This is a genomic window from Alteromonas infernus (assembly GCF_902705815.1).
On the sequence record NZ_CACSIG010000031.1, the window covers coordinates 63,445 to 86,927 of the forward strand.

Here is a 23,483-nt window from a genome sequence, read left to right on the forward strand (position 1 = left end):
TCCTCGAGTTTTTGCCTACCGGCTATTGTTTACTACATAACAGGGCTCGTATGCCGTTCCGGGAAGCTTCATTCTATGCTGTTTTACAAATGACTCTAGCAAAGTATCAACTTTCTGCATAAGTGCACTATTACCGGTGAGCTCAAAGGGGCCGTGTGCTTTAATTTGGGCGATGCCCTCTGCCTTCACATTTCCCGCCACTATGCCTGAAAACGCTTTACGTAAATTGGCGGCAAGATCGCTTTTGCTTTGGTCATGGTGAAGTTGCAAAGCGGCCATACTCTCATGTGTAGGAATAAACGGCTGTTGAAAGTCTTGCTCAACTTTTAATGACCAGTTAAAACTAAATGCATCACCCATCGCGCCTCTGAACTTCTTAACTTTTTCAAGTTGAAGCCTCATGGTTCGCGCCACTTCCTCAGGATCGTCGATAATAATTTGGTACTTCGATTGTGCTTCTGCACCTAATGTCGCGCCAACAAACGCATCAATGGCTTCGAAATATTCCTCGCTTCCCGCTGGCCCAGTTAAAATAAAAGGAAACGGCTGCTGAGCGTTGCGCTCGTTCATCAATATACCGAGCAAGTACAGCAGCTCTTCGGCTGTACCAACACCACCAGGAAAAACAACGATACCGTGACCTAAGCGAACAAAGGTTTCTAAACGCTTTTCTATATCCGGCATGATGATCAGTTCATTGACGATAGCATTGGGGGGTTCTGCGGCTATAATACTTGGTTCAGAAATACCAATGTAGCGACCTGATTTATGACGCTGTTTCGCATGGCCAATAGTTGCTCCTTTCATTGGCCCCTTCATCGCGCCAGGTCCGCATCCGGTGCAAATATTCATGTCGCGAAGGCCTAGTTGATAGCCCACTTCTTTGGTGTACTTATACTCAACTTGGTTTATCGAGTGGCCACCCCAGCATACAACGGTATTTACTCCATCATTGCCCTCTAAGGCTTTTGCATGGCGAAGCATGTCAAAAACCATATCGGTAATTTCACTCCCTTCCGCTGGTGCAGTTTGGTGAAGAAACGCATACTTGTTACCCATGTAAAGCAAATCGCGAAGTACGGCAAATAAGTGCTCGTGCACGCCGCGTACTAACGTGTCATCTACAAAAGCCACTTCAGGTGGGTTAACTAATTCAATCTTAACCCCTCGCTCTCGACGAACAAGCTTTATTTCAAAGTTTTCATAAGGCGCAAAAAGGGCTTCGAAATTATCTTCGTCAACGCCGCTGTTTAAAACCGCCAGACAGCAGTTTCTAAACATAGCAAAGAGCTCACTATTTGTAGCATCCTGAAGACGGGCGACTTCGACTTGAGATAGCTGGCTCATCCAGCCAACGGGGTTTAGCTGCACTTTCTTCATATATCTACATCCTACACGTCAGTGCTTAAATCTGTGACAACAAGGTTGCGACCACTTCGTTTAGCTTTATAAAGATACTCATCGGCGCGCTCAAAGACAGACTCTGTAGTGTCATCCTGACCAAAGCATGTAGCGCCAAAAGAGGCGGTAATTTTTACTTTTTCTTGTTTGAACTTAAATGGCATTGCGGCTAGATTGGTTCTAACTTCATTAAGCTTTTTATCTATGTCCGCCATTTCGGCATCAGGCAAAAGCATGACAAACTCTTCTCCGCCCCATCTGGCAACAAAATCATTTTCCGAGAGGCTTTGCTTTAAAAACTTACTGACGACTTGCAGTGTTTTATCCCCAGCGGCATGGCCAAACCTATCGTTTATAGATTTGAAGTGATCGATATCGACTACGGCAACCGCCAGCGAATGACCGTTAGATTTAAAACGGGTATAGGCTGTCTCAAGTCTCTCGTTATAGGCCTGTCTATTTGGAAGGCGGGTAAGTGGATCGGTTCGACTCTGCATCGCCTGTTCAGCAAGCTTCTTCTTGTAAACACTGGTTTGCTGCTGCAGGGTATCTATTCTCGATTGCATTGAGGATAGCAGGGCCATTATTGCCTCTTGCCCCTGCTCGTCGCTATCTTGTTGTTCGCTAAGTGCTGTGACGAGTTTTTCAACGCAAAACTGCGTTTGTTCTTTTAATGCCTCAAAAGACTCGCTTTCCGACATGGCCTCTTCGATATGGCTGATATGGCGTTTAAGTTGTTCATTACCCACCTGCCTTTGCTCAAATTGACTCTTACTATTTTCTATGGTGTTACTTACATCGTTACTTACTTCGCTAAGTGAGCGGTGAAGGCTTTGAATTACTTTGCCTGTCAAACTTGCTTCAGACATAGCGTCTTGCACAATCATTCGCAAAATTACGACACAACTTTTAAGTAACTGTTCTTTATCCATGCCCTCATCAAGACGCTGTTTGATATCGGTCAGCTGATGGTCGTCAGGTTTTTTCTGCGCGTAAGACGTGATTAAGTGGTTAAGTTCAACCAATATTGAACGATAGTGAGGATTTTCATCTTGCGGTGCGTGGGCTTTTGTATCGTCCTTACCGCTATGGCTATTTTCACCTGAGTCAATTGGCGATAGTCCAACCATTTCTTTGTTTAGCGCAATACGGTGTAGCGCTATGGCTTTGGCATAGAGTTTATAGATACTGAATATATCGCCAATAGGCTGATTCAGTTTGATCAGCTCTTGCGTGGTCAAGCCTTTTAATTCACTGTCTTCAAATACAATTTTTTGCAGTTGTTTCATGGCATCTTCAAGAGATGAAACCGTATCAACACTGTATTTGCGCAGGGTGATTTCCTGATGCTGGAGCGACTTGTTTAGCTTTTCAATACTAACAGTAGCAAGGCTAAAGTTAGGGGTGCCAGAAAGATGCCCTCGCAACACCTTTAGCTCGGTATCTATTTTGTCCGAGAAGCCTTCATAAAACGCAGAGAGCTTTACAATAAACTGACAAAGAAGCGTGTTGTTTTGCTTTAGGGTTTGTAATTGTTTTGCTTCCATAATCTCGACTTTATTCTAACTCGCCGCTAACGCAGCGATTTAGCTGACTAAAATATGCTTACTTTCACCATTTATATTACTGACGCGCTTGACGGTGATTGGCATAAGGCGCTTCATAATTTGAACGAAAAGGGTTGATGTCTAATCCACCTCTTCGTGTATATCGTGCGCATACTGTTAGTTTGTCCGGCTTACAATGAAACATAATGTCGTTATAAATTCGCTCTACACACTGTTCGTGAAACTCATTGTGCTGTCTAAAACTAATCAGATACTTTAAAAGCCCTTCGTGTTCAATGGCTTTTCCTTCGTATTTAATTTGAATACTAGCCCAATCTGGCTGACTTGTGATTAAACAATTCGACTTAAGTAAGTGAGAGACCAGTGTTTCTTTTACTTTTTTTATCGTCTTTGCTGGTAAAAAGGTATTGTGTAGTGGGCGAGTATGTCTCGATATCTACATCAAGTTCGTCTAATAGCGTGCCTTCAAATTCTTTAAATTGCAGTTCGGTAAATTGTTTTGGCAAAATTAGATCGACGTTTACTGGCTCACCAGCACATGCAGATAAATCTTTCTGAAGTACTTTTTGAACGTCCTCTGCAGAGCGGAATTTAGTTTGATTGAAACTATTCAAATACAGCTTGAAGGATTTCGACTCGATTAAGTTTTCTGAAGTAATAGGGACGTGGCATTCTAGAATAGCCACGTTGGGCTTACCTTTTAGGTTTAACCAAGAAAGTTCATAACCTGTCCAAGTATCGATACCGCTAAAAGGCAGTTCAGCACCCGTCAGATTTAATGTATCACGACTTAAGCTACGTGGAACGCCTTGCAGCAAACTGGGGTTGTATTCAAATTCGTAGTCAACCTGTTTGCCGAGAGAGAGATCGTCAGGCGCAGTGATAACAATTTTGTTAGGTGAGTTGTCAGTCGACATAAGAACCTTTTATATAGCGACTAGGATGCGAAAGACTATATGCGCTATTCCCGAAGCTCGTTCGATAAATCGCGTTCCATTCGCCCTAGTATTGACTTAACGGTGTAGTTGTATAGTGTACCCCAAAAATACGTAGGTAACGTCATAATGGCTCTAACAATTTCAGCACAATTAGATAAATTTGTATCATCTTATGTCGAACACGCTAAAGGCGAGGGCCTTAAAATTGCGTTTGATAGCGAATGGCCATCACCCTGCTATGAAGAAACCGCAAAGGATGGTGAGTTAGTTGAGTGGGCACCTAAACGACAAAGCCCGCCATTGTCGTTCAATAACGTGGAAGACGCCTTATCGTTGAAACTACATGCTGATTATTGCTGTTACTTTACAACCTACTACAGTGATAATTTAAAAGCCAAAGCGCCCCAAGGCGATTGTGAGTTGCTACAGGTATTTAACCGTGAAGACTTTGAACGACTTCAACAAAACTTGATTGGCCATTTGTTAATGAAGCAGCGATTAAATCAAGCGCCTACGCTTTTCTTTGGGCTTACCGATGAGGAAGATTTTATTCTAACCGTCATTAATGAAACGGGTGAAGTCGCCCTCGAGCAAGTAGGCCAAGCACCAACACAGATCCTCGCCAACTCCCTGGCTGAGTTTATAGAGCAACTTTCACCATTAAACGCATAGCTTTTCTCGTGTAGGCGATAGGCTATTGCCCGGTTGTGATTTGCTTAAGCGCCCGTTTTAGCTCTGCTACTTCATTCTCTAGCGCTTCCACACGCGCAGACAGCACGCTGTGATCCTTTCTCTCGGTTTGTGGCAAAGGTTGAGTTTCGCTGGAAGTCTCAAGGGTTGGTTTATGGGCGTTAAAGCGCTTTATGGCTTCTATCGCGTCAGTCACAGACACTTTAAACGGCGCCTTTGAACGCAAAATGCCTACTGAAGGCGTTTTACCCTCTTTGTACATTTGAACGCACAAAAGGTGTAGCTGCTGTAAATTTGAATTACTCATAAGTAAGTGGTGCTTAACGTTTTATCATCTTGTCAGTGTAGCTTGTTCGTATAGTCAATTTCACTAATAAGTTACTGTTTTCACTATTTAAACGATAGTTTTCTTTTTTCATAATCTTAAAATTCCATACTTTTCAATGTGTTAAGTTTTGGCCTCATTCTTGTTTGCTATGTCTTTAAATAAGCGTGAATGCCAGTGGGCATTTATTGCTGATTTCGAGGTAGTAAACGCGATTCAGTGTAAGTTCACAAAGCGAGCGTAATATCTTGAAGATAAAAGAGGTTGATGACCGTAGAAGTACGTCAAAGGACAGCAGGCTCTTAACACTTAAAATAAAAAACATCACACATAAAAAATAAGGAATTCCCATGAAAATTGTTCTTCTTTCTGTAGCTTTAGCATCGTCAGTGCTTTTGTCGGGTTGCGTTGTATCTGTTGGTGGCGGATCTGACAGTCACTATGGCGCTGACTGGGAAGATAGAGAATTCAACAACCGTAAACATATTGCTAACCTCGAAACAGGCACAAGCTATGAAAGTGTACTTAGAAAAATGGGCGTTGCAGATTTCAATGAGCTGTTTGAAAGGCAAGATGGAACTTATCGCGTGCTGTATTACCGTACGCAAAAAACCATGGGAGATGGAATTACCACAAAAGATGAGTGTACGCCGCTTGTGTTTAGAAATGGTGAGCTAGTAGGGTGGGGAGACAGTGCTTATAGCTTAATGCACTAAGCGCTTAGTCTAATTTAACGTTACTGAATCAAGGTATCAGAATTAGCGTGCAATAATAAATGTTAATAAAAAGTTAACATTGGAGGGGTTTTCACGTAGGCTAAAGTTTGTACAGCTTGAGTGGCCGGTCGAGTTTTCTACTAAACAGGATCGCTTTTGTCACTTTTACTGTATTGGTTATGATCAACCTAAACAACTTTGCGTTCGAGGAGCCCCTATGAGTACCGAAGCAATAAACAGCGCGTTCGCGCCCCTTAATGATGCGGTTAAGGCTATATACCTCTGTGTAGACGATCTCAAAGTTGCCGCCTCTATTCTTTATAATGCCTATGTCGATGATCCGCTATTTATTGATATTTTTCAGGCGGAGAAAGATGGCTATGAAAGTCGCCTACGCTCGGCTATTCGTGAAGAGTTAAATGCCTTTTGGGTGGCAGAACAACCTATGATAGGGCTTTTTGATGAGGACAGGTTAATCGCAGTGGCTTGTTTGACTGCACCAGATGCTGCGTTTGGCGCAGGTCGATATTGGCACTGGCGACTGCGAATGTTATTAACAGCGGGTCTATTCGGCACTAAACAGATGCTCGAAAAAGAGGAAAAAGTAAGAGCACTGGTTCCGGCAGATAACTTTCACATGCTAAGTTTCATTGCCGTTCACCCTGACTATCAACATCACGGTCTCGGGCATATATTGTTAGGCGCCATAGATAGCGTGATTGAAGATGACGAGAAAAGTGAGGGGGTCTCAGTGTTTGTTACTATTGAAAAGCACCGTTCATTTTTTAACGACGACAATTATAAGGTTGTAGGTCAGTTGAGCTTATCGCACGTTAAAGGCAACGTGATGTATAGAGCGAAGTGAACGCTATTTAACCAATATTAACGCGCTACCGATCAATTACCCGCCTTCTTCTTTTTCTTTACGCACAATTTACTACGGCGTTTGTACGATATGTCCTACAAATGCTGTGCGTAATCTTACCTAAATCATGCAAGATGAAATTAGACTAAAGTATAAAGTTATTGATTACATTGGCTTTTTCTGAATTTAGTCAAAAGTCGTACAAAAAACTTCCTGAAATTATTGTAATTCTACATGGCGGTAATAATTGGAAGGGATACTATTAATGCGTCACAAGGAAACACGACGAGTCACGGATTGAGCAAGGAAATCTTTCAAGGAAAGGGTTAGGACAACTTAAGGATGAGATTCTCACATGGCAGTGAGGTAAAGGAAAAGGAACGCAGTGAGGAAACTGCAACGATAGGGACATTGTAAGGAATACCAAAGGATAAAGGACATGTTGTGTGATAGGACTGTCACGACAGGATGTAACAAGGGATTAAGGATTAAGACTAGCGGTAGCTAGGGGCAAGGAGCCAATGGCAAGGAAAAGCCGAATAAGGATTTTCAGTTTGCATGGACGAGCAAACCAGGGAAGAAGAGAGGGACACGCTAAAGGATTAGCGAAGCTGTAGCAGGATGTACAGCATACAAAGGACGAGGGAAGGGAGTGCCGGCGGAGTCTGGCGAGGACAGCCTCAGGATGAGGAGCACTGTATGAAGGATGTACAGTAGTCAAGGAGCAAAGGAAAGGGACCTACGCACGGAAGGGTAGCTCGCACAGGATTGCGCGAGAGTAGATGGAAAGGGGCGTATACGGATTTTAATCGGGATGATTTTAGTCGCAAAGGATAGCGGAGAAGGATACTCAAAATTCCAGGAAAAAGGGGAGCCCATAGGTTCCCCTTTTTTTGGTGTGTTTTTTAAGTGCATTTTTGCCACCGCTAAATAGCGTTAGCGCATTGCGAGCACATCTTAAAAATGCGATCTATCACACGCGATGAGGTGGCACCTCAGTACGCAAGACGCGAATACCTACCAATTCCACTTGACCGGTGTATCTATCTTCGCCGTTGCTGGAAAATTCAAAATTAAACTTGCTGTGCCAGTCAGGCTTCCCGTATTTGAATGTGAAGCGCGTTTTTGCTCTTGCAACACTTAACAGCTGCAAATTGTTAGAATTACAATACTGTTTAAGATAAACGTTGGTTCGCTCAGAGATCCCTCGTATACGCCAAAATTGATAGCCAGTGAAACCAATGATTAGCCAAATAACAAGCTCAAGTAACGTCATTTTACTTTCTCGCCTGTTCGAAGAGTTGTTTAAACGCGCTTTTTAACAGCGCTGGGTTAGCCTCTGAGTGCAGTAAAGTCAGCACTTGTCGGCGAAGCTTAGGAATCTGTACTAAATCAGAAAAGAAACCAGCAAACAAGGCGCCTTTGTGTCCTTCCTTCTCATCAACTTTTGCTGCTTGTTCAAAAAACTTCGTGAGTAGTAATGGCTCCATTTGCTCGAAGTGACGTGCTGCTATCACACTGAGAATATCGAGTCGTTGTGATGTGTCTTTACTTAAAAGGTCAAGCAATTTGCTATTAATATCTGTGTTAAACACGCTTTGTGACGTGCTGCGCAAAGCCGAGAGATTAATACTGTCTTGCCTGTCTATCTCGGCCATGAACGCGGATAAAAGTTCGTCGGGCAAGGCTACGCTTTCACACATTTCCATCAGCGTATTTAAAAAGACGTCCGCGTAGAGTGAGTAATTATGTTCAATAGCCTTAATGAGCGCTGCTTTCTTTGGGTGTAGGTTCAGGCTATGAACAAAGTCAGCCACACTTTGCATGGTAATTTGCTGCCAGTCCACGAGCTGTGGCGCCTGAATATAAGCTTCAACTTTTTGTGCATCTTCATTTAGCGGCTGATTGAGCCTACATTTTACTAGCGCGTTAAACTGAGCAAGCTGAGATTGATTGGGAACAAATGAGTAGGGATTATCGGGCAAAGACTGTGCTTTCTCAGTATCTTCTGCGATGGATTGCCCTAATGCATCTACAATAATTTCTAAAAAGTGGTTTCTTGCTGCTGCCACTACAAGCCCTTGCTCGTCAAGAGGAAGCTTTACAAACCAAATATAGTGTTGTGATGATGCGTTTTTATTCCAAAAAACGATGCCAAACCACCCGTGTTTTTGGCGAGGGTAGGGCGCATAGGCACTAGCGTTTTCTATTTCAAGAAACGTTTGGTTATCGATTGGTACAAGGCGCCGCCCAAGGTCAAAGACCTGATACTCAGTGCCGGCATGTAATAAAAACTCACTGATTGAATTGATACTGTTAGCGCTCATAACTCGTTCCAAAATACTGCTTTTTTTAGGGGCTGCTGATTTACTTGGGCTTTAGGTGCTACAAGCCCTCGTGTTTTTATATGCTAGGTGGAGAAACACTAAAAGGTACCGCCAACAGTCCTAACAACCAAAGTTAAATGGTATCACAGCCAAAGAATTTCAACGACACGTGCTAACGACTTATGTTGCTGCACAGGCCCTGATATACTGCGCGCATTTATGATTAAGTATTGAGATTGTTGGGAAAGAAAGTGAGCAAATCACAAAATATGCCTCATAGCATGCATTGGAGCGCGCGTAGCAGCGTGCTTAGCGAGGCGCTGGATAATCTTGAGGTAATAATGCAGGAAGAGGGCATTTGGCCTGACGCCAAACCAACCCGAAAGGCGTTAGATAGCGCGCTACAAAGTACTGTGCCTTTCGCCGTCGATAGCTTACCGTTTGAGAGTTGGCTGGCATTTATCTTTATTCCCAAAATGCGAATCATCATTGCCCAAAAGCAAACATTGCCAGCTATGCAAATTACCCCAGCGGCCCAAGTCTACTTAAATGGTATTGGGCATCGCACTATCGCTCAATTACAGACAATTGATGATATTGCCAGTGAGAAGGGCGTATGAACCAAACAAGCAACACTATAGCCTGTGAACATCGTGAAGATGTGTTGAAGAAGCAAGTAGAACATCAGCCCTTGCACTTACCCGTGCTATATCAAGATGAGCATATTATCGCGATAGACAAGCCGCCGGGACTGCTAGTCCATAGAAGCCCTATCGATAAGCACGAAACCGTGTTTGCTGTTCAGACGTTAAGGGATCAAATTGGCCAGCATGTTTTTCCAGCACACCGTTTAGATAGGCCGACTTCCGGCGTTCTGGTATTTAGCTTTAGCGCTGACACTGCCGCTAAACTAGGCAAACAGATGATGGACAAGCAGGTGGTAAAGCAATACCACGCTATTGTTCGAGGTTTTGTTCATCACACTGGTTATATTGATTACGCGCTTAAATATCGCTATGACAAAATAGCGGATAAACACAAAAGGCCCCAACAGCCGCCGCAGCCTGCTTCTACTATGTATGAGTCTTTAGCTAAGTTCGATGTTCCCGAACCTGTGGGTAGATACCAAAGTGCACGGTATTCGCTAGTGAGACTTTCACCCAGTACGGGACGCAAGCATCAGCTAAGAAGGCATATGGTACATATTCGTCACCCTATCATTGGCGATACGACTCACGGCGATGGCAAACAAAACAAATTCGCTAAAAGCCACTTTAATTTTACTCATTTGGCCTTAAGTTGTACTCAGATGGGATTTTCTCACCCTGTTACTCGAAAATGGATAACGATTAATGGTGAGATGCATAGCGAAATGCGACAATTTGCAGATAGGCTAGCATCGTTCAAGGTTTAACTTAGTGAGCAAGTGCAATTGCTTGTCACTGATTCTCGCCACCTAGATACAGGGGCGAACACTATTTAAGAGGTAAAAATGGCAACTTTAAAAATTATTGCGGGTACAGTATACGGTAATGCCCAACATGTCGCTGAACAGGTTGAAGAGAATTTAGCCGAACAGGGTGTAGACTGCGCGTTAGAAAGCGACCCTTCTGTTGCTGATTTTACCGATGCCGACGCGCTACTCATTATTACCTCTACCACGGGGCAAGGTGACGTGCCGCCAAACCTTGAGTTTGTCTTCTCGGACTTAAAAGATGAATCACCTATGCTGACGGGCAAGCCATTTGCCGTTGCGGCACTTGGTGATAGTAGTTACGGGGAAAGCTTCTGTGGTGCAGGTAAACAGTTTCAAGAGTTGCTCAGTGAGCTACAGGGTAACGCCGTGGCGAACATGCTAGAAGTCGACGCCATTGAAACTCTAGAGCCTGAAAAAGACGTGGTTGACTGGGTGAACACGATAAAAGATAAGCTGTTAGCATAATTGTCAACTTTCGGTAAATGCACGCATTTAAAGCATCAGTACTTGCTTATTTTAAGTGTTAAAGCCAAGCGTTTAAGTTCGAAGGTAACGTCCTAACTTTTGCTTAAGCTATTTAACCCGTGAAAGATAAGCAAGCGAGGGTGGCGTTGTAAGTTAGTACAAACAAAAAAGAGGCGCATTAGCGCCTCTTTTTAGTATTTGCTTTTTAAAACGCTGCGGTGAGCGTTTTACTCAACGCCGCGAAGTAGAGCGTTAATACCTACTTTGGCGCGGGTTTTCGCATCAACTTTTTTCACGATGATTGCAGCGTATAGGCTGTATTTACCATCTGCGCTAGGTAGGTTGCCCGCAACGACTACAGAACCCGCTGGTACACGGCCGTAGTGAATTTCACCGGTTTCACGGTCATAGATACGCGTGCTCTGACCGATGTAAACGCCCATTGAGATAACTGAGCCTTCTTCAACGATAACACCTTCTACAATTTCAGAGCGCGCACCGATGAAACAGTTGTCTTCAATAATGGTTGGGTTTGCTTGAAGTGGCTCTAATACGCCACCAATGCCTACGCCACCAGAAAGGTGAACGTTTTTACCAATCTGGGCACATGAGCCTACTGTTGCCCACGTATCCACCATAGTACCTTCATCAACAAATGCACCAATGTTTACGTAAGAAGGCATAACAACTGCGTTTTTCCCTACAAACGTACCGGTACGCACTGCAGCGGGTGGAACAATACGTGCACCGTCAGCAGCAAACTGCTCAGCGGTGTAGTTAGTGTACTTAAGCGGAACTTTATCGTAGAACTTGCTTTCTGCACCTTCAATTACATCGTTGTTGTGAAGGCGGAAGAAAAGTAGCACCGCTTTTTTGAGCCACTGGTGTACTACCCATTCGCCAGCAATTTTTTCTGCAACACGGCCTTTGCCGCTGTTTAGTAGGTCGATAGCCTGAGCTACCGCATCTCTTACTTCATCAGGTGCTGATGATGGGCTAATGCTGTCGCGATTTTCGAAGGCGTCTTCAATAATGGCTTTCAATTCATTCATGGTATTGTGATATCTTCAAGTTGGTCGAGTTTAAACAGGATCCGCTTTTTAAGGTTTACCTGTTGTTCTTGGGTTAATGCGGTGCCAGCGTCATTGCTGACGATAAAAATATCTTCGGCTCGCTCGCCGATCGTGGCAATTTTGGCGAGTTTAAGTGTCATATTAGTATCAACGAATGCGTGTCCAATTTTAGCCAAAATACCCGGTGCGTCTAGGGCTTCTAACTCAATAAGTGTCGCTTCATCGTTGATATTGAAAAAACGGACCTTGGTAGGTACGTCTAACTGTTTCATTTGACGAGGTAATTTCCTTTTGTTCTCATGTGAACGCCCTGGTTTTTCTAACTGCTCAGAAATGGCTTTTTCAATAGACGCTATTCGGGATTCAGAGCTCAAACGGCTACCGTCGTTTTCAAGGATTAACATGCTGTCAAACACATAGCCGTCGCGCGTCACGGTTACGTGAGCATCGTGAATGGAGCAGTTGCGACTATCTAATACCGAGGCTACTTGGGCAAACAAGGCTTTTCTATCTTTGCCATACACAAAAACTTCGGTGCCTCCTTTCGAACTGTTATCGTTAGCTTTAACTAACAATCCGTTGTGATCAGGCGTAAGCCACTCGTCTTGTGCTTTGATAATTTCATCCGTATGCCAGGCAATTTGTGTAGGCTTAAATCGAACAAAGTAATCATCATCAAGGCGTGCCCACAATGCATCTATGGCTGTGGCGTCGATTGCCCGCTCTTGTAATATCTGCCGTGCTTGATGTTTATGTGTAGAGACCCGTTCATTTAGTGTGACCTGACATTGAAGCCCATTATCTAATGCTTTTTGCGTCATCAAATAAAGCTCGCGCAGTAGCGATGCTTTCCAATCATTCCACAAGTTGTCGTTCGTTGCTCGGATGTCAGCAAGCGTTAAGGTATAAAGCAAGTTTAGGTGATTGTGACTTCTTACCGCACTTGCAAACTCGCTAATGACGTCGGGGTCATAAATATCGCGGCGTTGAGCCACTACCGACATAAGTAGGTGATTCTCAACCAGCCAAGCAATCAGTTCCGCATCTTTACTTGGCACGTCGTGCAGCTGGCAAAATTTAGCAACATCTTGTGCGCCTAACGTGGAATGATCGCCGTTTCTACCTTTGGCAATGTCGTGAAAAATAGCCGCAATATAAAGCACTTCAGGCTTATCTAGATGTCTACAAATTCTGCCGCAGCGCGGGAAGTCCTTGTTTTCTTTTGAGAAGAAATAATTGACGTGCTTAACCAGTCGATGTGTGTGTTCGTCTACGGTGTAGGCGTGGAACAAGTCGAACTGCATCATACCTACAATAGCATCCCACTCGGGAAGGTAGGCTTGCAGAATACCGTATTGATGCATTATGTCCCAAGCAAAGTTAAAAAACTCGGGTTGCTTCATTAAGCGCATGAACTTTTCACGACACAGCGGGCGCTCTGCATAGTATTCGGCTTCAAAGGCGCGATGGGCGTTGCGCAACTGACGAATACAAATAGTGCTGAGGCCTTGTACTTCTGGTGTATTTGAAACAAGGTGTAAGAAATCTAAAATTGCCTCGGGCGATGAGAATACCGTCTCGTGACGGGGCGAAATCATATTATCAAGAAGCTCAAAGTCTTCATTGATAATGACGCATTGCTGAACGCTTTGGTTCAGCATGTCGTACTTGAAGCGCTGAAGCAGCATTTGATTAAGTTCAGAAACCCGTGCCACAGTGCGGAAAAAGTCTCGCATCATTTTTTCTACTGACGACTTTCCTTCTTCGCCATACCCCATCATTTTGGCTACGTCGGGTTGGTAATCAAATAATAGACGGTTTTCGCTTCTGCCAGCCACTAAATGAAGCGCACAGCGCATTTTCCAAAGGTGCATGCGACAGGCAATAAGCTCGCTGTGCTCTTGCTCTGTGAAGTAGCCGTGACCCACCAAGTTCCAGCCGTCGTATTCTTTAAAGTGTTTCTTCGCTACCCAACCAATAGATTGGATATCGCGCAAGCAACCAGGGTTTTCTTTGATATTGGGCTCTAGGTTATAAGCGGTACCGTTAAACTTTGCGTGGCGTCTCTTCTGCTCATCGTATTTCGCTGAGAAAAAAGATTTACTTGACCAAGAATTACGGCCATTGACTTCGTCCCACAATTTATCAAAGGTGGTTTCGCTGCCGCAAAGTAGTCGGCTTTCCACGAGGTTAGTGGCTATACTAATATCGTCTTTCGCCAGCTTCACCGTTTCTTTGATGGTGCGCACAGATTGCCCAACGTCTAACTTTATATCCCACAAAAGCGTAATAAACTGGCCAATTTTTTCTTGTACGTCAGGCTTTAGCTTCTTTCTACTGACAATAAGTAAATCGATATCTGAGTGAGGCTGTAAGTGGCCGCGGCCGTATCCGCCTACGGCGCACAGCGAAAGCTCATCTACGGTATCTAAACCATAGAGTTGCCAAAGATGACAAAGCAATGCATCGACAAATTGCGCGCGACCGGTAACAAGTTGATTAACCGGTGTGGCATCAAAAGATTCTGTGATCCAAGCATAACTTGCTTCCACGCATGACTTGATAGCGGGAATTTCATCAACAGAGTTGATGGTGTCGATATTCTTTATCAGTGATTGCAGCGTCAAAATACACCTTCGAAATAGACTTCTTTTTAGACGCTACGAACAATAGCATGAATTGATAGTAGTTCGCAGTATCAAATTAATGCATAAGTTAGGTTGGATTGTGAATATTTATGGTTTTTTGTTATAGGTGTGTAGCATGACAAAGCGTAAGAGAAACGCGCCAGCTAAACTCGAATTTATGCCAAATAGGACAAAGGCGGCGAGAGTAAAATAAGAGGGTAGCCATTAGGGCTACCGCTCATATTCTTTATTGATAAAGAGGTGAACCATTAATCGTGAGATATGGTGCGCGCTAACGTCTCTTCGTCGCGAAGGGTTAGAATTTCAACGCCGTTCTCAGTTACCAATAGTGTATGCTCCCATTGGGCGCTTAAGCTTCTGTCTTTGGTAACAACGGTCCACTGATCAGGCAATACCTTAGAGTAGCGCTTACCGGCATTGACCATAGGCTCGATAGTGAAGCACATGCCTGGTTCCAGCACGTCGCCCGTACCAGGTTTACCGTAGTGAACAATTTGCGGCTCTTCGTGGAAACTTGCGCCGATCCCGTGCCCACAGTATTCACGCACAATTGAATAGTTATGCGCTTCAGCGTGAGTTTGACAAATATGGCCGATATCGCCCAAACGCATACCCGGCTTTACTTGTTCAATTGCTTTATACAAGCATTCTTGGGTTACGCGAATAAGACGTTCAGCAAGAATTGAAGGTTTGCCAACCACAAACATCTTAGACGTGTCACCGTGATACCCATCTTTAATAACCGTCACATCAATATTAATAATGTCGCCGTCTTTCAGTTTCTTGTCAGAAGGAATACCGTGACATATACAGTGATTAACGGATGTGCAAATAGACTTAGGAAACGGAGGGTGACCATAGTTAAGGGGGGCAGGGGTCGCCTGCTGCTCATTAACAATATAGTCATGACAAATGGTATTGAGCTCATCTGTTGTTACGCCCTTTTTAACGTAAGGCGTAATCATCGTTAGCACGTCGGCTGCCAATTTACCGGCCACGCGCATCTTTTCGATTTCTTCAGGGGTTTTGATTATTGCTGTCACAGCGCCTCTCAAATCGGTTTAAGCTAAGTTTTACAAAAAGGTTTTTACTGGAAAAAGTATAACATCGATCAGGCCGCTCTGAGTAACAATATGAAATATAGATGTTTTATTTGGTTGGTTCGGCAGATGTGAGGTTTTTTCATAAGCGTGGTGTACTTTGAAATATAACGGCGAAACTTGAGCGTGAGGCGTGATTGTGATATAAAGCGCGCGCCCTGACGGAAAGCTCATTTTGCCCTGTGCATTAAGCACCGTTTTAGAGGGTAAATTTATTTTATTAAAACACACATATACCGACACTTCGTATCGGGGTGTTCAGCTCAATTTAGATTGGTCTGAATCGATACAAGGGGTATATGGAGGCCTAACCCCAAGAGGAAAATAAAATGGCTAATGTTTCTATGCGTGACATGCTGAAAGCAGGTGTGCATTTCGGTCACCAAACTCGTTACTGGAACCCAAAGATGAAGCCTTTCATCTTCGGCGCACGTAATAAAGTTCATATCATCAACCTTGAAAAAACGGTTCCACTTTTCAACAACGCACTTAACTACCTTTCAGGTGTGGCGTCTAAGAAAGGTAAAATCCTTTTCGTTGGTACTAAGCGCGCCGCTGGCGAAGCAGTTAAAGATGCTGCTCTTAAATGCGACCAGTACTACGTAAACAAGCGTTGGTTAGGTGGTATGCTGACTAACTGGAAAACAGTTCGTCAGTCAATCAAGCGTCTTAAAGATCTAGAGCAACAAGCTCAAGACGGTACGTTTGAGAAGCTAACTAAGAAAGAAGCACTTATGCTTCAGCGCGAAATGGACAAGCTTGAAAACAGCCTTGGCGGTATCAAAGACATGGGCGGTCTTCCAGACGCGATCTTTGTTATCGACGCAGATCACGAGCACATTGCTGTAACAGAAGCTCGTAACCTAGGTATTCCTGTTGTTGGTGTTGTTGATACAAACTCTAACCCAGACGGTGTTGATTACATCATCCCTGGTAACGACGATGCTATCCGCGCTATCCAACTTTACTTGGATGCTGCTGCAAACGCTATCAACTCAGGTCGCGAAAGCAACCTTGAAGTACAAGCTGAGCAAGACGACTTCGTAGAAGCGGCAGAGTAATTCTGATTGCTTACTGTCATATCTAGATAATATGGCGGTACTACAATACGAAACGTATTGAGAGGGGCGGCATCGCCCCTTTTACCTAACGAATTTTATATTTAATGCTGAGGAATTGAAAAATGGCAGTGACTGCAGCACTAGTTAAAGAACTGCGCGAACGTACTGGCGCAGGTATGCTGGATTGTAAAAAAGCCCTGGTTGAAACGGATGGTGACATTGAGTTAGCCATTGAAAATATGCGTAAATCAGGTCAAGCGAAAGCGGCTAAAAAAGCTGGTCGTATCGCAGCTGAAGGTGTAATCCTTACTAAAGTTGAAGGTGGTCGTGCGACCATGCTTGAACTAAACTGTGAAACTGACTTCGTAGCACGTGACGAAGGTTTCCTTAAGTTCGGTAACGAGCTTCTAGAAGTAGCAGCAGCGAACAACATCAACGACATCGACGCGCTTAACGATGCGGAACTTAACGGTTCTAAAGTAAGCGAAGTTCGTGACGCGCTTGTTGCTAAAATCGGTGAGAACATCTCTCCTCGTCGCGTTATCAACGTTGAAGGCGACACCCTTGGCGCATACGTACACGGCGGCCGTATCGGTGTTATCTCTATCCTAACTGGCGGTGACGAAGAGCTAGCAAAAGACGTGGCAATGCACGTTGCAGCTGCAAGCCCGCAGTTTGTTAAGCCTGAAAATGTTCCGGCTGAAGTTGTAGAGAAAGAGAAAGAAATCCAAATCGAAATCGCTATTCAGTCTGGCAAGCCAGCTGAGATTGCTGAGAAAATGGTTGCAGGCCGCATGAAGAAGTTCACTGGTGAAGTGAGCTTGACTGGTCAGCCTTTCGTTAAAGATCCTTCAATCTCTGTTGCTGAGCTTCTTAAGAACAACAGCGCAGACGTAATCAACTTCGTACGTTTCGAAGTAGGTGAAGGTATCGAGAAGAAGACTGAAGACTTCGCTGCTGAAGTAGCTGCTCAAATGGAAGCTGCTAAGAAATAATTGAGTGTTTATCTTTTGCATTACGCAATAGTTAGATAAACTACAAAGCACCTCTTTTGAGGTGCTTTTTTATAGCTGTACGTCTTGAGTGTTGCCATTGCAATGCGTAAGTGTGAAGCTAGGCGAGATAAGCGTGCGCCTGCCTGACAACGAAAGCGCTTTGTCCTATGTTTTTTAACTCAATAATGTATTGAAAGACATAGGACAAAACGGGTTTACGAGGACATTTCAAACTATGAGTATCACACCAAAATCAGCATACCGACGCATTCTGTTAAAGCTTAGTGGCGAAGCCCTAATGGGTGAAGAAGGCTTTGGCATAGACCCTAAAGTGCTAGATAGAATGGCACAAGAGATTAAAGAGCTGGTTGAACTTGGTGTTCAAGTTGGTTTGGTTATCGGTGGTGGCAACTTATTTCGTGGTGAAGGCCTAGCTAAAGCGGGCATGAATCGCGTAGTGGGTGATCACATGGGGATGTTAGCCACTGTTATGAACGGCCTAGCCATGCGCGATGCGCTTCACCGCGCGTTCGTTAATGCTCGTATGATGTCTGCTATTCCGCTGAACGGCGTATGTGATGCGTACAACTGGGCAGAAGCTATCAGCCTACTTAAATCGGGTCGTGTGGTAATATTCTCTGCAGGTACGGGGAACCCTTTCTTCACCACAGATTCAGCCGCATGTCTTCGCGGTATTGAAATTGAAGCTGACGCAGTCCTAAAAGCGACCAAAGTAGACGGCGTTTACAGTGATGACCCGGTAAAAAATCCTGAAGCAACGTTATATGATGAGTTGTCGTATCAGGAAGTACTGGAAAAAGAATTAAAAGTAATGGATTTGTCAGCGTTTACCCTTGCTCGCGACCACGGTTTACCAATTCGCGTATTCAACATGAATAAGCCTGGTTGCCTAAAACGTGTTGTGATGGGTGAAAAAGAAGGCACAATTATTCGCCACGCTGACAACGATTAATTAAGAACAATAGGATACAAAACGTGATTGATGAAATTGAATTAGATGCGCAAGAGCGCATGGAAAAAAGCCTAGTTGCACTTAAAGGCCAATTCAGCAAAATTCGCACAGGCCGTGCGCATCCAAGCCTTCTAGACGGCATCATGGTTCCTTATTACGGCGTAGATACACCACTTAAGCAAGTTGCTAACGTTGTTGCTGAAGACAGCCGTACATTAGCGCTAACTGTATTTGATAAGAGCGCTATCCAAGCGGTAGAAAAAGCGATTATGCAATCTGACTTGGGTCTTAACCCAATGAGCGCAGGTGGTTCAATTCGCATTCCTTTACCACCGCTTACCGAGGAGCGTCGTAAGGACCTTATTCGCGTTGTTCGCAACGAAGCGGAAGGTGGTCGTGTTGCTATTCGCAATATTCGCCGCGACGCGAATGGCGATGTAAAAGATCTGCTTAAAGAAAAAGAAATCAGCGAAGATGAAAGCCGCGCAGCAGAAGAAAATATTCAGTCTATTACTAACGAGTTCATTAAGAAAGTTGACAGCTTGCTAGCTGACAAAGAAAAAGAACTGATGGAAGTTTAAGTAAGTATTATGATTGGAAAGCGTTTAAGCGCAGCCAAATCGTCGAAGGCCGAGGCGCCAGTAGCACCGACTACTGGCCCGAAGCACGTTGCTATCATTATGGATGGCAATGGTCGATGGGCGCAAAAGAAAGGGAAAATTCGTACCTTTGGGCATAAAGCCGGGGTAGAGTCTGTACGTGCAGTAGTGCGCTTTGCACGCCAAAATGGCATCGAGTCACTTACATTGTTTGCGTTTTCAAGCGAAAACTGGAAAAGACCAGAAGAAGAAGTCAGTGTTCTGATGGACCTGTTCAATCTTGTTCTTAATAGTGAAGCAAAACGCCTACATAAAAACGGCGTACGGTTACAGGTTATTGGAGACGTCGAGGCATTCGATGCCAAGCTTGTCGAAAAGATTCGAAAAGCTGAAGACATGACCAAAGATAACAAAGATCTTGTCTTAAATATCGCTGCAAATTACGGCGGTAGATGGGACATTGTAAATGCAGCTAAGCAACTTGCATCGCAAGTGAAAAGCGGCGAAATCGATGTGCAAGACATCACAGAAGACGCATTAAATGCGCACATTTCAACCGCTAACCTTCCAGAGTTAGACCTTCTTATTCGCACTGGCGGCGAACACCGTATAAGTAACTTCTTGCTGTGGCAATGCGCCTATGCTGAACTGTATTTTACCGACGTTTTATGGCCCGACTTCAATGAAGACGTGTTTCAATTAGCCGTAAACGATTACAATGTACGCCAGCGTCGATTTGGTCTTACTGGCGAACAGGTTGTCACAGCCGATGGTTAACACCATGCAGGCAATTATCAGGCTAGCCCTGGTAACCAAAGCCAAGGGCACACTATGCTAAAACAACGAATAATAACTGCATTAATTCTGGCGCCGCTGGCGCTCTACGCCATTCTTTTCCTTCCCATTTTCTGGTTTGAAATCGCGATTGCTGGCGTGGTCGGTATCGGCGCTTATGAATGGGCAAATATGTCTGGCGTGTGTGAGCGGCCTAAGAAGCTGCTTTATATGGCGGGCGCTTTTGGTATATGTATAGTCTTGTCTTTCATCGTCGATGCAAGCGTAATTTGGTATCAAGGGCAGCTTCACGGTTTGTATACAGGCATACTTTCTATTGCCGTATTGTGGTGGATAGCCTCGCTATTTATGGTGCTTGCTTACCCCAAATATTCTCGGTTTTGGAAAGACAGCAGAAGTGTCAGAACGGTATTTGGCGCACTTACGCTAATCCCTACGTGGGTTGCAGTGGTGGCCCTTCGTACCAGTCTTCACGACGTTGACCCATTCTACGGTGCGTCACTGATATTTTATGTTTTAGGCATTGTGTGGGCCGCCGATATTGGTGCATTCTTTGTAGGCGTAAAATTTGGCCGTCACAAATTGCGCCCGAATGTATCACCTGGGAAAAGCTTAGAAGGCCTGCTTGGTGGTATTGCTGCCTCTTTCGCCATTATCGCGTTCGCGGCGCTTCATTATCAGGTTGAGCCCTCTCGCATTTGGCTACACCTGGCTATAGGTGGAATTACGGTTGCCGTTTCTGCGCTAGGCGATTTAAATGAAAGTATGCTTAAACGCTGTGCAGGTATAAAAGACAGTGGCAAGATTCTCCCCGGTCACGGTGGCGTGTTAGATAGAATCGATAGCCTGACAGCAGCATTCCCAGTATTTGCCTTCTGCTATGTAACCTGGATGGCGTAATGCAAACAGTAACAGTGTTAGGGGCCACAGGCTCCATTGGTTGTAATACACTTGATGTTATAAACCGCCACCCAGAAAAGTATCGCGTATTTGCCATTACGGGTAATTCGCAGCTTGAATTGCTTATGCAACAGGCGCAAAAATGCGCGCCTCGTTTTGTTGTGATTGCAGATGATACGCATTATAAAGCCGCGTGTGAACTTGCTTCTCACTACGGCGTAGACGCTGAAATACTCACAGGCTCCGATGCCCTTGAAGACGTATCAAGCGCGCCTGAAGTGGATGCGGTCATGGCCGCCATTGTCGGCGCAGCCGGATTGCTGCCCACGCTGGCCGCGGTCAAAGCAGGCAAGCGCGTTCTGCTTGCTAACAAAGAAGCGTTGGTGATGTCGGGGAAACTGTTTATTGATGCGGCAAACCAAAGCGGCGCAAAAATCCTTCCCATTGATAGTGAGCACAACGCAATTTTTCAGTGCTTACCCCACGATTACGAATATGGGAATTTCACCACCGCGGGTATCCGTAAAATATTACTAACAGGCTCAGGTGGACCATTTCGAGAGCGCCCATTAGATAGCTTTTCATCAATTACTATTGATGAGGCAAGTAAGCACCCTAACTGGTCAATGGGAAGAAAGATTACTATCGACTCAGCCACCATGATGAACAAGGGGTTAGAGTTTATTGAAGCTTGCTGGCTGTTTGGGGCTGGTGCTGATGATATCGATGTGGTTATTCACCCGCAAAGTATCATTCATTCCATGGTGCAATATATTGATGGCTCGGTTATCGCGCAAATGGGTAACCCGGATATGCGAACACCGATTGCTTATGGCTTAGCGCATCCAGCGCGCATCGAAGCGGGGGTTAAGCCCCTAGACTTTTCAGATATTGCTAACTTTAGCTTTCAAACGCCTTGTTTCAAGCGCTACCCTAATTTGAAATTGGCCATTGATGCCTGCAAAGAAGGGCAGTGTGCAACAACACGGATGAATGCGGCCAACGAAGTATCAGTTGCGGCCTTTTTAGACGGTAACATTCAGTTTTGTGATATTGCAAAAGTAAATGAAGCTACGCTAAACGCCATGCCTTACGTTTCTGTTAGTTCTATTCAGCAAATACTTGAGCAAGATACTTTAGCCCGAGTTAAAGCTGACGAGATTATTCGAGGTAAATTCCAGTGCTAGCCTTTTTGTGGAGCTTAGGTGCGTTCATCGTTGCCCTAGGTATTTTGGTTGCTGTTCATGAATGGGGGCACTTTTATGTTGCCCGCAAATGTGGTGTTCAGGTAGAACGCTTTTCAATCGGTTTTGGTAAACCTATTTGGCGCAAGGTAAGTAAGTCTGGCACTGAGTATGTCATCGCTATGATTCCGTTAGGCGGATATGTGAGAATGCTAGATGGGCGTATCGACGATGTACCGCCTGAATTAGAAGATAAAGCCTTTAACAATAAACCTGTGTTGCAGCGTATGGCTGTGATTGCAGCGGGGCCTGGCGTTAATTTTATTTTTGCTTTCTTTGCCTTGTGGCTGATGTATCTCGTAGGGCTAGACACCGTAAAGCCTGTTGTAAAAAGTATTGAAACAGACAGTATTGCAGCAATCGCTGGGGTGCAGCCTGGTGATGAAATCATCAAAGTAGGTGATAGAAGCACACCAGATTGGGAAGCCGTTAACCTTGAGATTGTATCTAATATCGGGTCGGAAAATGCCAGTGTAACGGTGAAAAATTCATCAAATATCGAAAAAGAACTGACATTTACACTGAAGTCTTGGAACTTTGACCCAGATAGCGAGTCTCCTTTAAGCAGCTTAGGGTTAACCCCTTATCGACCCGATGCAACATTAACCGTTGGTTTTGTTGGTGAGGGTAGTGCCGCTCAGCAAGCAGGGTTAAAACCTGGTGACGAGCTTAAAGCATTAAATGGCACTAAGTTGACATCGTGGGAGCGTTTAGTTGACGTAATTGTAGAAAGCCCTGGTGAGCGTATTTCGCTTGATATCCAAAGGGATGGACAACCGCTTACGTTAGATGCCACGATAGCGCGCCGCGATACACCACAGGGGCAAAGTGGGTATCTAGGTGTAAGCCCAACATTTGAGCCTTGGCCAGAAGGGTATGTGTTTACCCATCAATATGGCATTATAGAGGCTATTGGGAAGGCGTTAGATAAAACATGGCGTCTTATGACACTGAGTGTCGAAATGATAGGAAAGCTTATTACTGGCGACGTGTCGGTGAAAAATTTAAGCGGCCCTATCTCAATTGCTCAAGGTGCGGGAACAAGTGCTGGGTATGGACTTGCGTACTTCTTGAGTTTTCTTGCCTTAATAAGCGTAAATTTAGGCATTATAAATTTATTACCCTTGCCCATGCTTGACGGTGGTCACCTCATGTTTTTTATCGTGGAGTGGATCACAGGCAAACCTGTGCCAGAAGCAGTGCAGGAATGGGGTTACAGAATAGGTGGCGTGCTTCTGTTTATGATCATGGGTATCGCAATTTTTAACGATATCGCTCGCATAACCTGATGAAAATCAGGAAGTACAAAACAGCTAATACAAA

At 44.5% G+C, this 23,483-nt stretch carries 22 protein-coding genes and 1 pseudogene; 14 read left to right on the forward strand and 9 right to left on the reverse strand.

The window, feature by feature from the left end:
- Positions 1-15: 15 nt before the first annotated feature.
- The 3 genes and pseudogenes from ppnN to queF form a co-directional block, all read right to left on the reverse strand.
- Entirely contained in the window at positions 16-1,380 is a 1,365-nt protein-coding gene (gene ppnN / locus ACX5J7_RS07685) for a nucleotide 5'-monophosphate nucleosidase PpnN (RefSeq protein WP_474376112.1), read from the reverse strand.
- Positions 1,381-1,391: 11 nt separating this feature from the next.
- Positions 1,392-2,948 (reverse strand): GGDEF domain-containing protein, encoded by a 1,557-nt coding sequence (locus ACX5J7_RS07690; protein ID WP_498706703.1) that lies wholly within the window; start codon positions 2,946-2,948, stop codon positions 1,392-1,394.
- A gap of 76 nt (positions 2,949-3,024) precedes the next feature.
- A pseudogene (gene queF / locus ACX5J7_RS07695) lies at positions 3,025-3,886 on the reverse strand (NADPH-dependent 7-cyano-7-deazaguanine reductase QueF).
- Between the two features lie 147 nt (positions 3,887-4,033).
- On the opposite strand from queF, the gene syd reads away from it, so the two are divergent.
- Positions 4,034-4,579: a SecY-interacting protein gene (gene syd, locus ACX5J7_RS07700; RefSeq protein WP_012517481.1), complete on the forward strand. Its 546-nt coding sequence runs from the start codon at positions 4,034-4,036 to the stop codon at positions 4,577-4,579.
- A 22-nt stretch (positions 4,580-4,601) separates the two neighbouring features.
- Here the strand turns inward: syd and ACX5J7_RS07705 are convergent, their stop codons facing one another.
- Complete coding sequence (locus ACX5J7_RS07705; protein WP_015066397.1) at positions 4,602-4,904, reverse strand: YceH family protein; 303 nt, start codon at positions 4,902-4,904, stop codon at positions 4,602-4,604.
- Positions 4,905-5,272: 368 nt separating this feature from the next.
- On the opposite strand from ACX5J7_RS07705, the gene ACX5J7_RS07710 reads away from it, so the two are divergent.
- Positions 5,273-5,638, forward strand: coding sequence for a DUF3192 domain-containing protein (locus tag ACX5J7_RS07710; protein ID WP_015066398.1), 366 nt, complete (start codon positions 5,273-5,275; stop codon positions 5,636-5,638).
- Positions 5,639-5,855: 217 nt separating this feature from the next.
- Complete coding sequence (locus tag ACX5J7_RS07715) at positions 5,856-6,503, forward strand: GNAT family N-acetyltransferase (RefSeq protein ID WP_498706705.1); 648 nt, start codon at positions 5,856-5,858, stop codon at positions 6,501-6,503.
- A gap of 973 nt (positions 6,504-7,476) precedes the next feature.
- Here ACX5J7_RS07715 and ACX5J7_RS07720 read toward each other — a convergent pair.
- Both ACX5J7_RS07720 and ACX5J7_RS07725 read right to left on the reverse strand, forming a co-directional pair.
- On the reverse strand, positions 7,477-7,779 hold the full coding sequence (locus tag ACX5J7_RS07720; protein ID WP_012517485.1) for a DUF3301 domain-containing protein: 303 nt from the start codon (positions 7,777-7,779) through the stop codon (positions 7,477-7,479).
- 1 nt (position 7,780) lies between these two features.
- Positions 7,781-8,830 carry a DUF3549 family protein gene (locus tag ACX5J7_RS07725; protein WP_012517486.1) on the reverse strand — a complete coding sequence of 350 codons (1,050 nt, stop codon included), beginning with the start codon at positions 8,828-8,830 and terminating at the stop codon, positions 7,781-7,783.
- 251 nt (positions 8,831-9,081) lie between these two features.
- Here ACX5J7_RS07725 and ACX5J7_RS07730 point away from each other — a divergent pair, with 251 nt between their 5' ends.
- The 3 genes from ACX5J7_RS07730 to ACX5J7_RS07740 all read left to right on the forward strand — a co-directional run bounded on the left by ACX5J7_RS07730 (position 9,082) and on the right by ACX5J7_RS07740 (position 10,772).
- Positions 9,082-9,450, forward strand: coding sequence for a YqcC family protein (locus tag ACX5J7_RS07730; protein ID WP_148291022.1), 369 nt, complete (start codon positions 9,082-9,084; stop codon positions 9,448-9,450).
- Entirely contained in the window at positions 9,447-10,244 is a 798-nt protein-coding gene (gene truC, locus ACX5J7_RS07735) for a tRNA pseudouridine(65) synthase TruC (protein WP_498706710.1), read from the forward strand. The genes ACX5J7_RS07730 and truC overlap by 4 nt, the downstream gene beginning before the upstream one ends.
- Before the next feature lie 78 nt (positions 10,245-10,322).
- Entirely contained in the window at positions 10,323-10,772 is a 450-nt protein-coding gene (locus tag ACX5J7_RS07740; protein WP_012517489.1) for a flavodoxin domain-containing protein, read from the forward strand.
- A gap of 227 nt (positions 10,773-10,999) precedes the next feature.
- On the opposite strand, the gene dapD is transcribed toward ACX5J7_RS07740, so the two are convergent.
- The 3 genes from dapD to map all read right to left on the reverse strand — a co-directional run bounded on the left by dapD (position 11,000) and on the right by map (position 15,536).
- Positions 11,000-11,824, reverse strand: coding sequence for a 2,3,4,5-tetrahydropyridine-2,6-dicarboxylate N-succinyltransferase (gene dapD / locus ACX5J7_RS07745; protein ID WP_012517490.1), 825 nt, complete (start codon positions 11,822-11,824; stop codon positions 11,000-11,002).
- A complete protein-coding gene (gene glnD / locus ACX5J7_RS07750; protein ID WP_498706712.1) occupies positions 11,821-14,472 on the reverse strand; it encodes a [protein-PII] uridylyltransferase in 2,652 nt (883 codons plus the stop codon). The genes dapD and glnD overlap by 4 nt, the downstream gene beginning before the upstream one ends.
- Positions 14,473-14,741: 269 nt before the next feature.
- Positions 14,742-15,536, reverse strand: coding sequence for a type I methionyl aminopeptidase (gene map, locus ACX5J7_RS07755; protein ID WP_015066406.1), 795 nt, complete (start codon positions 15,534-15,536; stop codon positions 14,742-14,744).
- Between the two features lie 386 nt (positions 15,537-15,922).
- Here map and rpsB point away from each other — a divergent pair, with 386 nt between their 5' ends.
- The 8 genes from rpsB to rseP all read left to right on the forward strand — a co-directional run bounded on the left by rpsB (position 15,923) and on the right by rseP (position 23,449).
- Positions 15,923-16,654: a 30S ribosomal protein S2 gene (gene rpsB, locus ACX5J7_RS07760; protein ID WP_015066407.1), complete on the forward strand. Its 732-nt coding sequence runs from the start codon at positions 15,923-15,925 to the stop codon at positions 16,652-16,654.
- 122 nt (positions 16,655-16,776) lie between these two features.
- A complete protein-coding gene (gene tsf / locus ACX5J7_RS07765; RefSeq protein ID WP_012517564.1) occupies positions 16,777-17,649 on the forward strand; it encodes a translation elongation factor Ts in 873 nt (290 codons plus the stop codon).
- Positions 17,650-17,884: 235 nt separating this feature from the next.
- Positions 17,885-18,622, forward strand: coding sequence for a UMP kinase (gene pyrH, locus ACX5J7_RS07770; RefSeq protein WP_015066408.1), 738 nt, complete (start codon positions 17,885-17,887; stop codon positions 18,620-18,622).
- Positions 18,623-18,645: 23 nt separating this feature from the next.
- Positions 18,646-19,203 (forward strand): ribosome recycling factor, encoded by a 558-nt coding sequence (frr, locus tag ACX5J7_RS07775; RefSeq protein WP_012517567.1) that lies wholly within the window; start codon positions 18,646-18,648, stop codon positions 19,201-19,203.
- Positions 19,204-19,212: 9 nt separating this feature from the next.
- A complete protein-coding gene (uppS, locus tag ACX5J7_RS07780; RefSeq protein ID WP_278383483.1) occupies positions 19,213-19,998 on the forward strand; it encodes a polyprenyl diphosphate synthase in 786 nt (261 codons plus the stop codon).
- Between the two features lie 54 nt (positions 19,999-20,052).
- Complete coding sequence (locus ACX5J7_RS07785; RefSeq protein ID WP_498706717.1) at positions 20,053-20,916, forward strand: phosphatidate cytidylyltransferase; 864 nt, start codon at positions 20,053-20,055, stop codon at positions 20,914-20,916.
- Entirely contained in the window at positions 20,916-22,103 is a 1,188-nt protein-coding gene (ispC, locus tag ACX5J7_RS07790) for a 1-deoxy-D-xylulose-5-phosphate reductoisomerase (RefSeq protein ID WP_278383484.1), read from the forward strand. The genes ACX5J7_RS07785 and ispC overlap by 1 nt, the downstream gene beginning before the upstream one ends.
- Positions 22,097-23,449: a sigma E protease regulator RseP gene (gene rseP / locus ACX5J7_RS07795; protein ID WP_485165273.1), complete on the forward strand. Its 1,353-nt coding sequence runs from the start codon at positions 22,097-22,099 to the stop codon at positions 23,447-23,449. Before ispC ends, rseP begins: the two co-directional genes overlap by 7 nt.
- Positions 23,450-23,483 lie beyond the last annotated feature (34 nt).

Coding starts and splice junctions, on each gene's coding strand:
- ACX5J7_RS07725 (WP_012517486.1), bottom strand. CDS start 8,830: ATGAGCGCTAACAGTATCAATTCAATCAGTGAGTTTTTATTACATGCC.
- uppS (WP_278383483.1), top strand. CDS start 19,213: ATGATTGGAAAGCGTTTAAGCGCAGCCAAATCGTCGAAGGCCGAGGCG.
- truC (WP_498706710.1), top strand. CDS start 9,447: ATGAACCAAACAAGCAACACTATAGCCTGTGAACATCGTGAAGATGTG.
- ispC (WP_278383484.1), top strand. CDS start 20,916: ATGCAAACAGTAACAGTGTTAGGGGCCACAGGCTCCATTGGTTGTAAT.
- ACX5J7_RS07710 (WP_015066398.1), top strand. CDS start 5,273: ATGAAAATTGTTCTTCTTTCTGTAGCTTTAGCATCGTCAGTGCTTTTG.
- ACX5J7_RS07715 (WP_498706705.1), top strand. CDS start 5,856: ATGAGTACCGAAGCAATAAACAGCGCGTTCGCGCCCCTTAATGATGCG.
- tsf (WP_012517564.1), top strand. CDS start 16,777: ATGGCAGTGACTGCAGCACTAGTTAAAGAACTGCGCGAACGTACTGGC.
- ppnN (WP_474376112.1), bottom strand. CDS start 1,380: ATGAAGAAAGTGCAGCTAAACCCCGTTGGCTGGATGAGCCAGCTATCT.
- dapD (WP_012517490.1), bottom strand. CDS start 11,824: ATGAATGAATTGAAAGCCATTATTGAAGACGCCTTCGAAAATCGCGAC.
- syd (WP_012517481.1), top strand. CDS start 4,034: ATGGCTCTAACAATTTCAGCACAATTAGATAAATTTGTATCATCTTAT.
- rpsB (WP_015066407.1), top strand. CDS start 15,923: ATGGCTAATGTTTCTATGCGTGACATGCTGAAAGCAGGTGTGCATTTC.
- ACX5J7_RS07720 (WP_012517485.1), bottom strand. CDS start 7,779: ATGACGTTACTTGAGCTTGTTATTTGGCTAATCATTGGTTTCACTGGC.
- ACX5J7_RS07785 (WP_498706717.1), top strand. CDS start 20,053: ATGCTAAAACAACGAATAATAACTGCATTAATTCTGGCGCCGCTGGCG.
- ACX5J7_RS07740 (WP_012517489.1), top strand. CDS start 10,323: ATGGCAACTTTAAAAATTATTGCGGGTACAGTATACGGTAATGCCCAA.
- ACX5J7_RS07705 (WP_015066397.1), bottom strand. CDS start 4,904: ATGAGTAATTCAAATTTACAGCAGCTACACCTTTTGTGCGTTCAAATG.
- ACX5J7_RS07690 (WP_498706703.1), bottom strand. CDS start 2,948: ATGGAAGCAAAACAATTACAAACCCTAAAGCAAAACAACACGCTTCTT.
- pyrH (WP_015066408.1), top strand. CDS start 17,885: ATGAGTATCACACCAAAATCAGCATACCGACGCATTCTGTTAAAGCTT.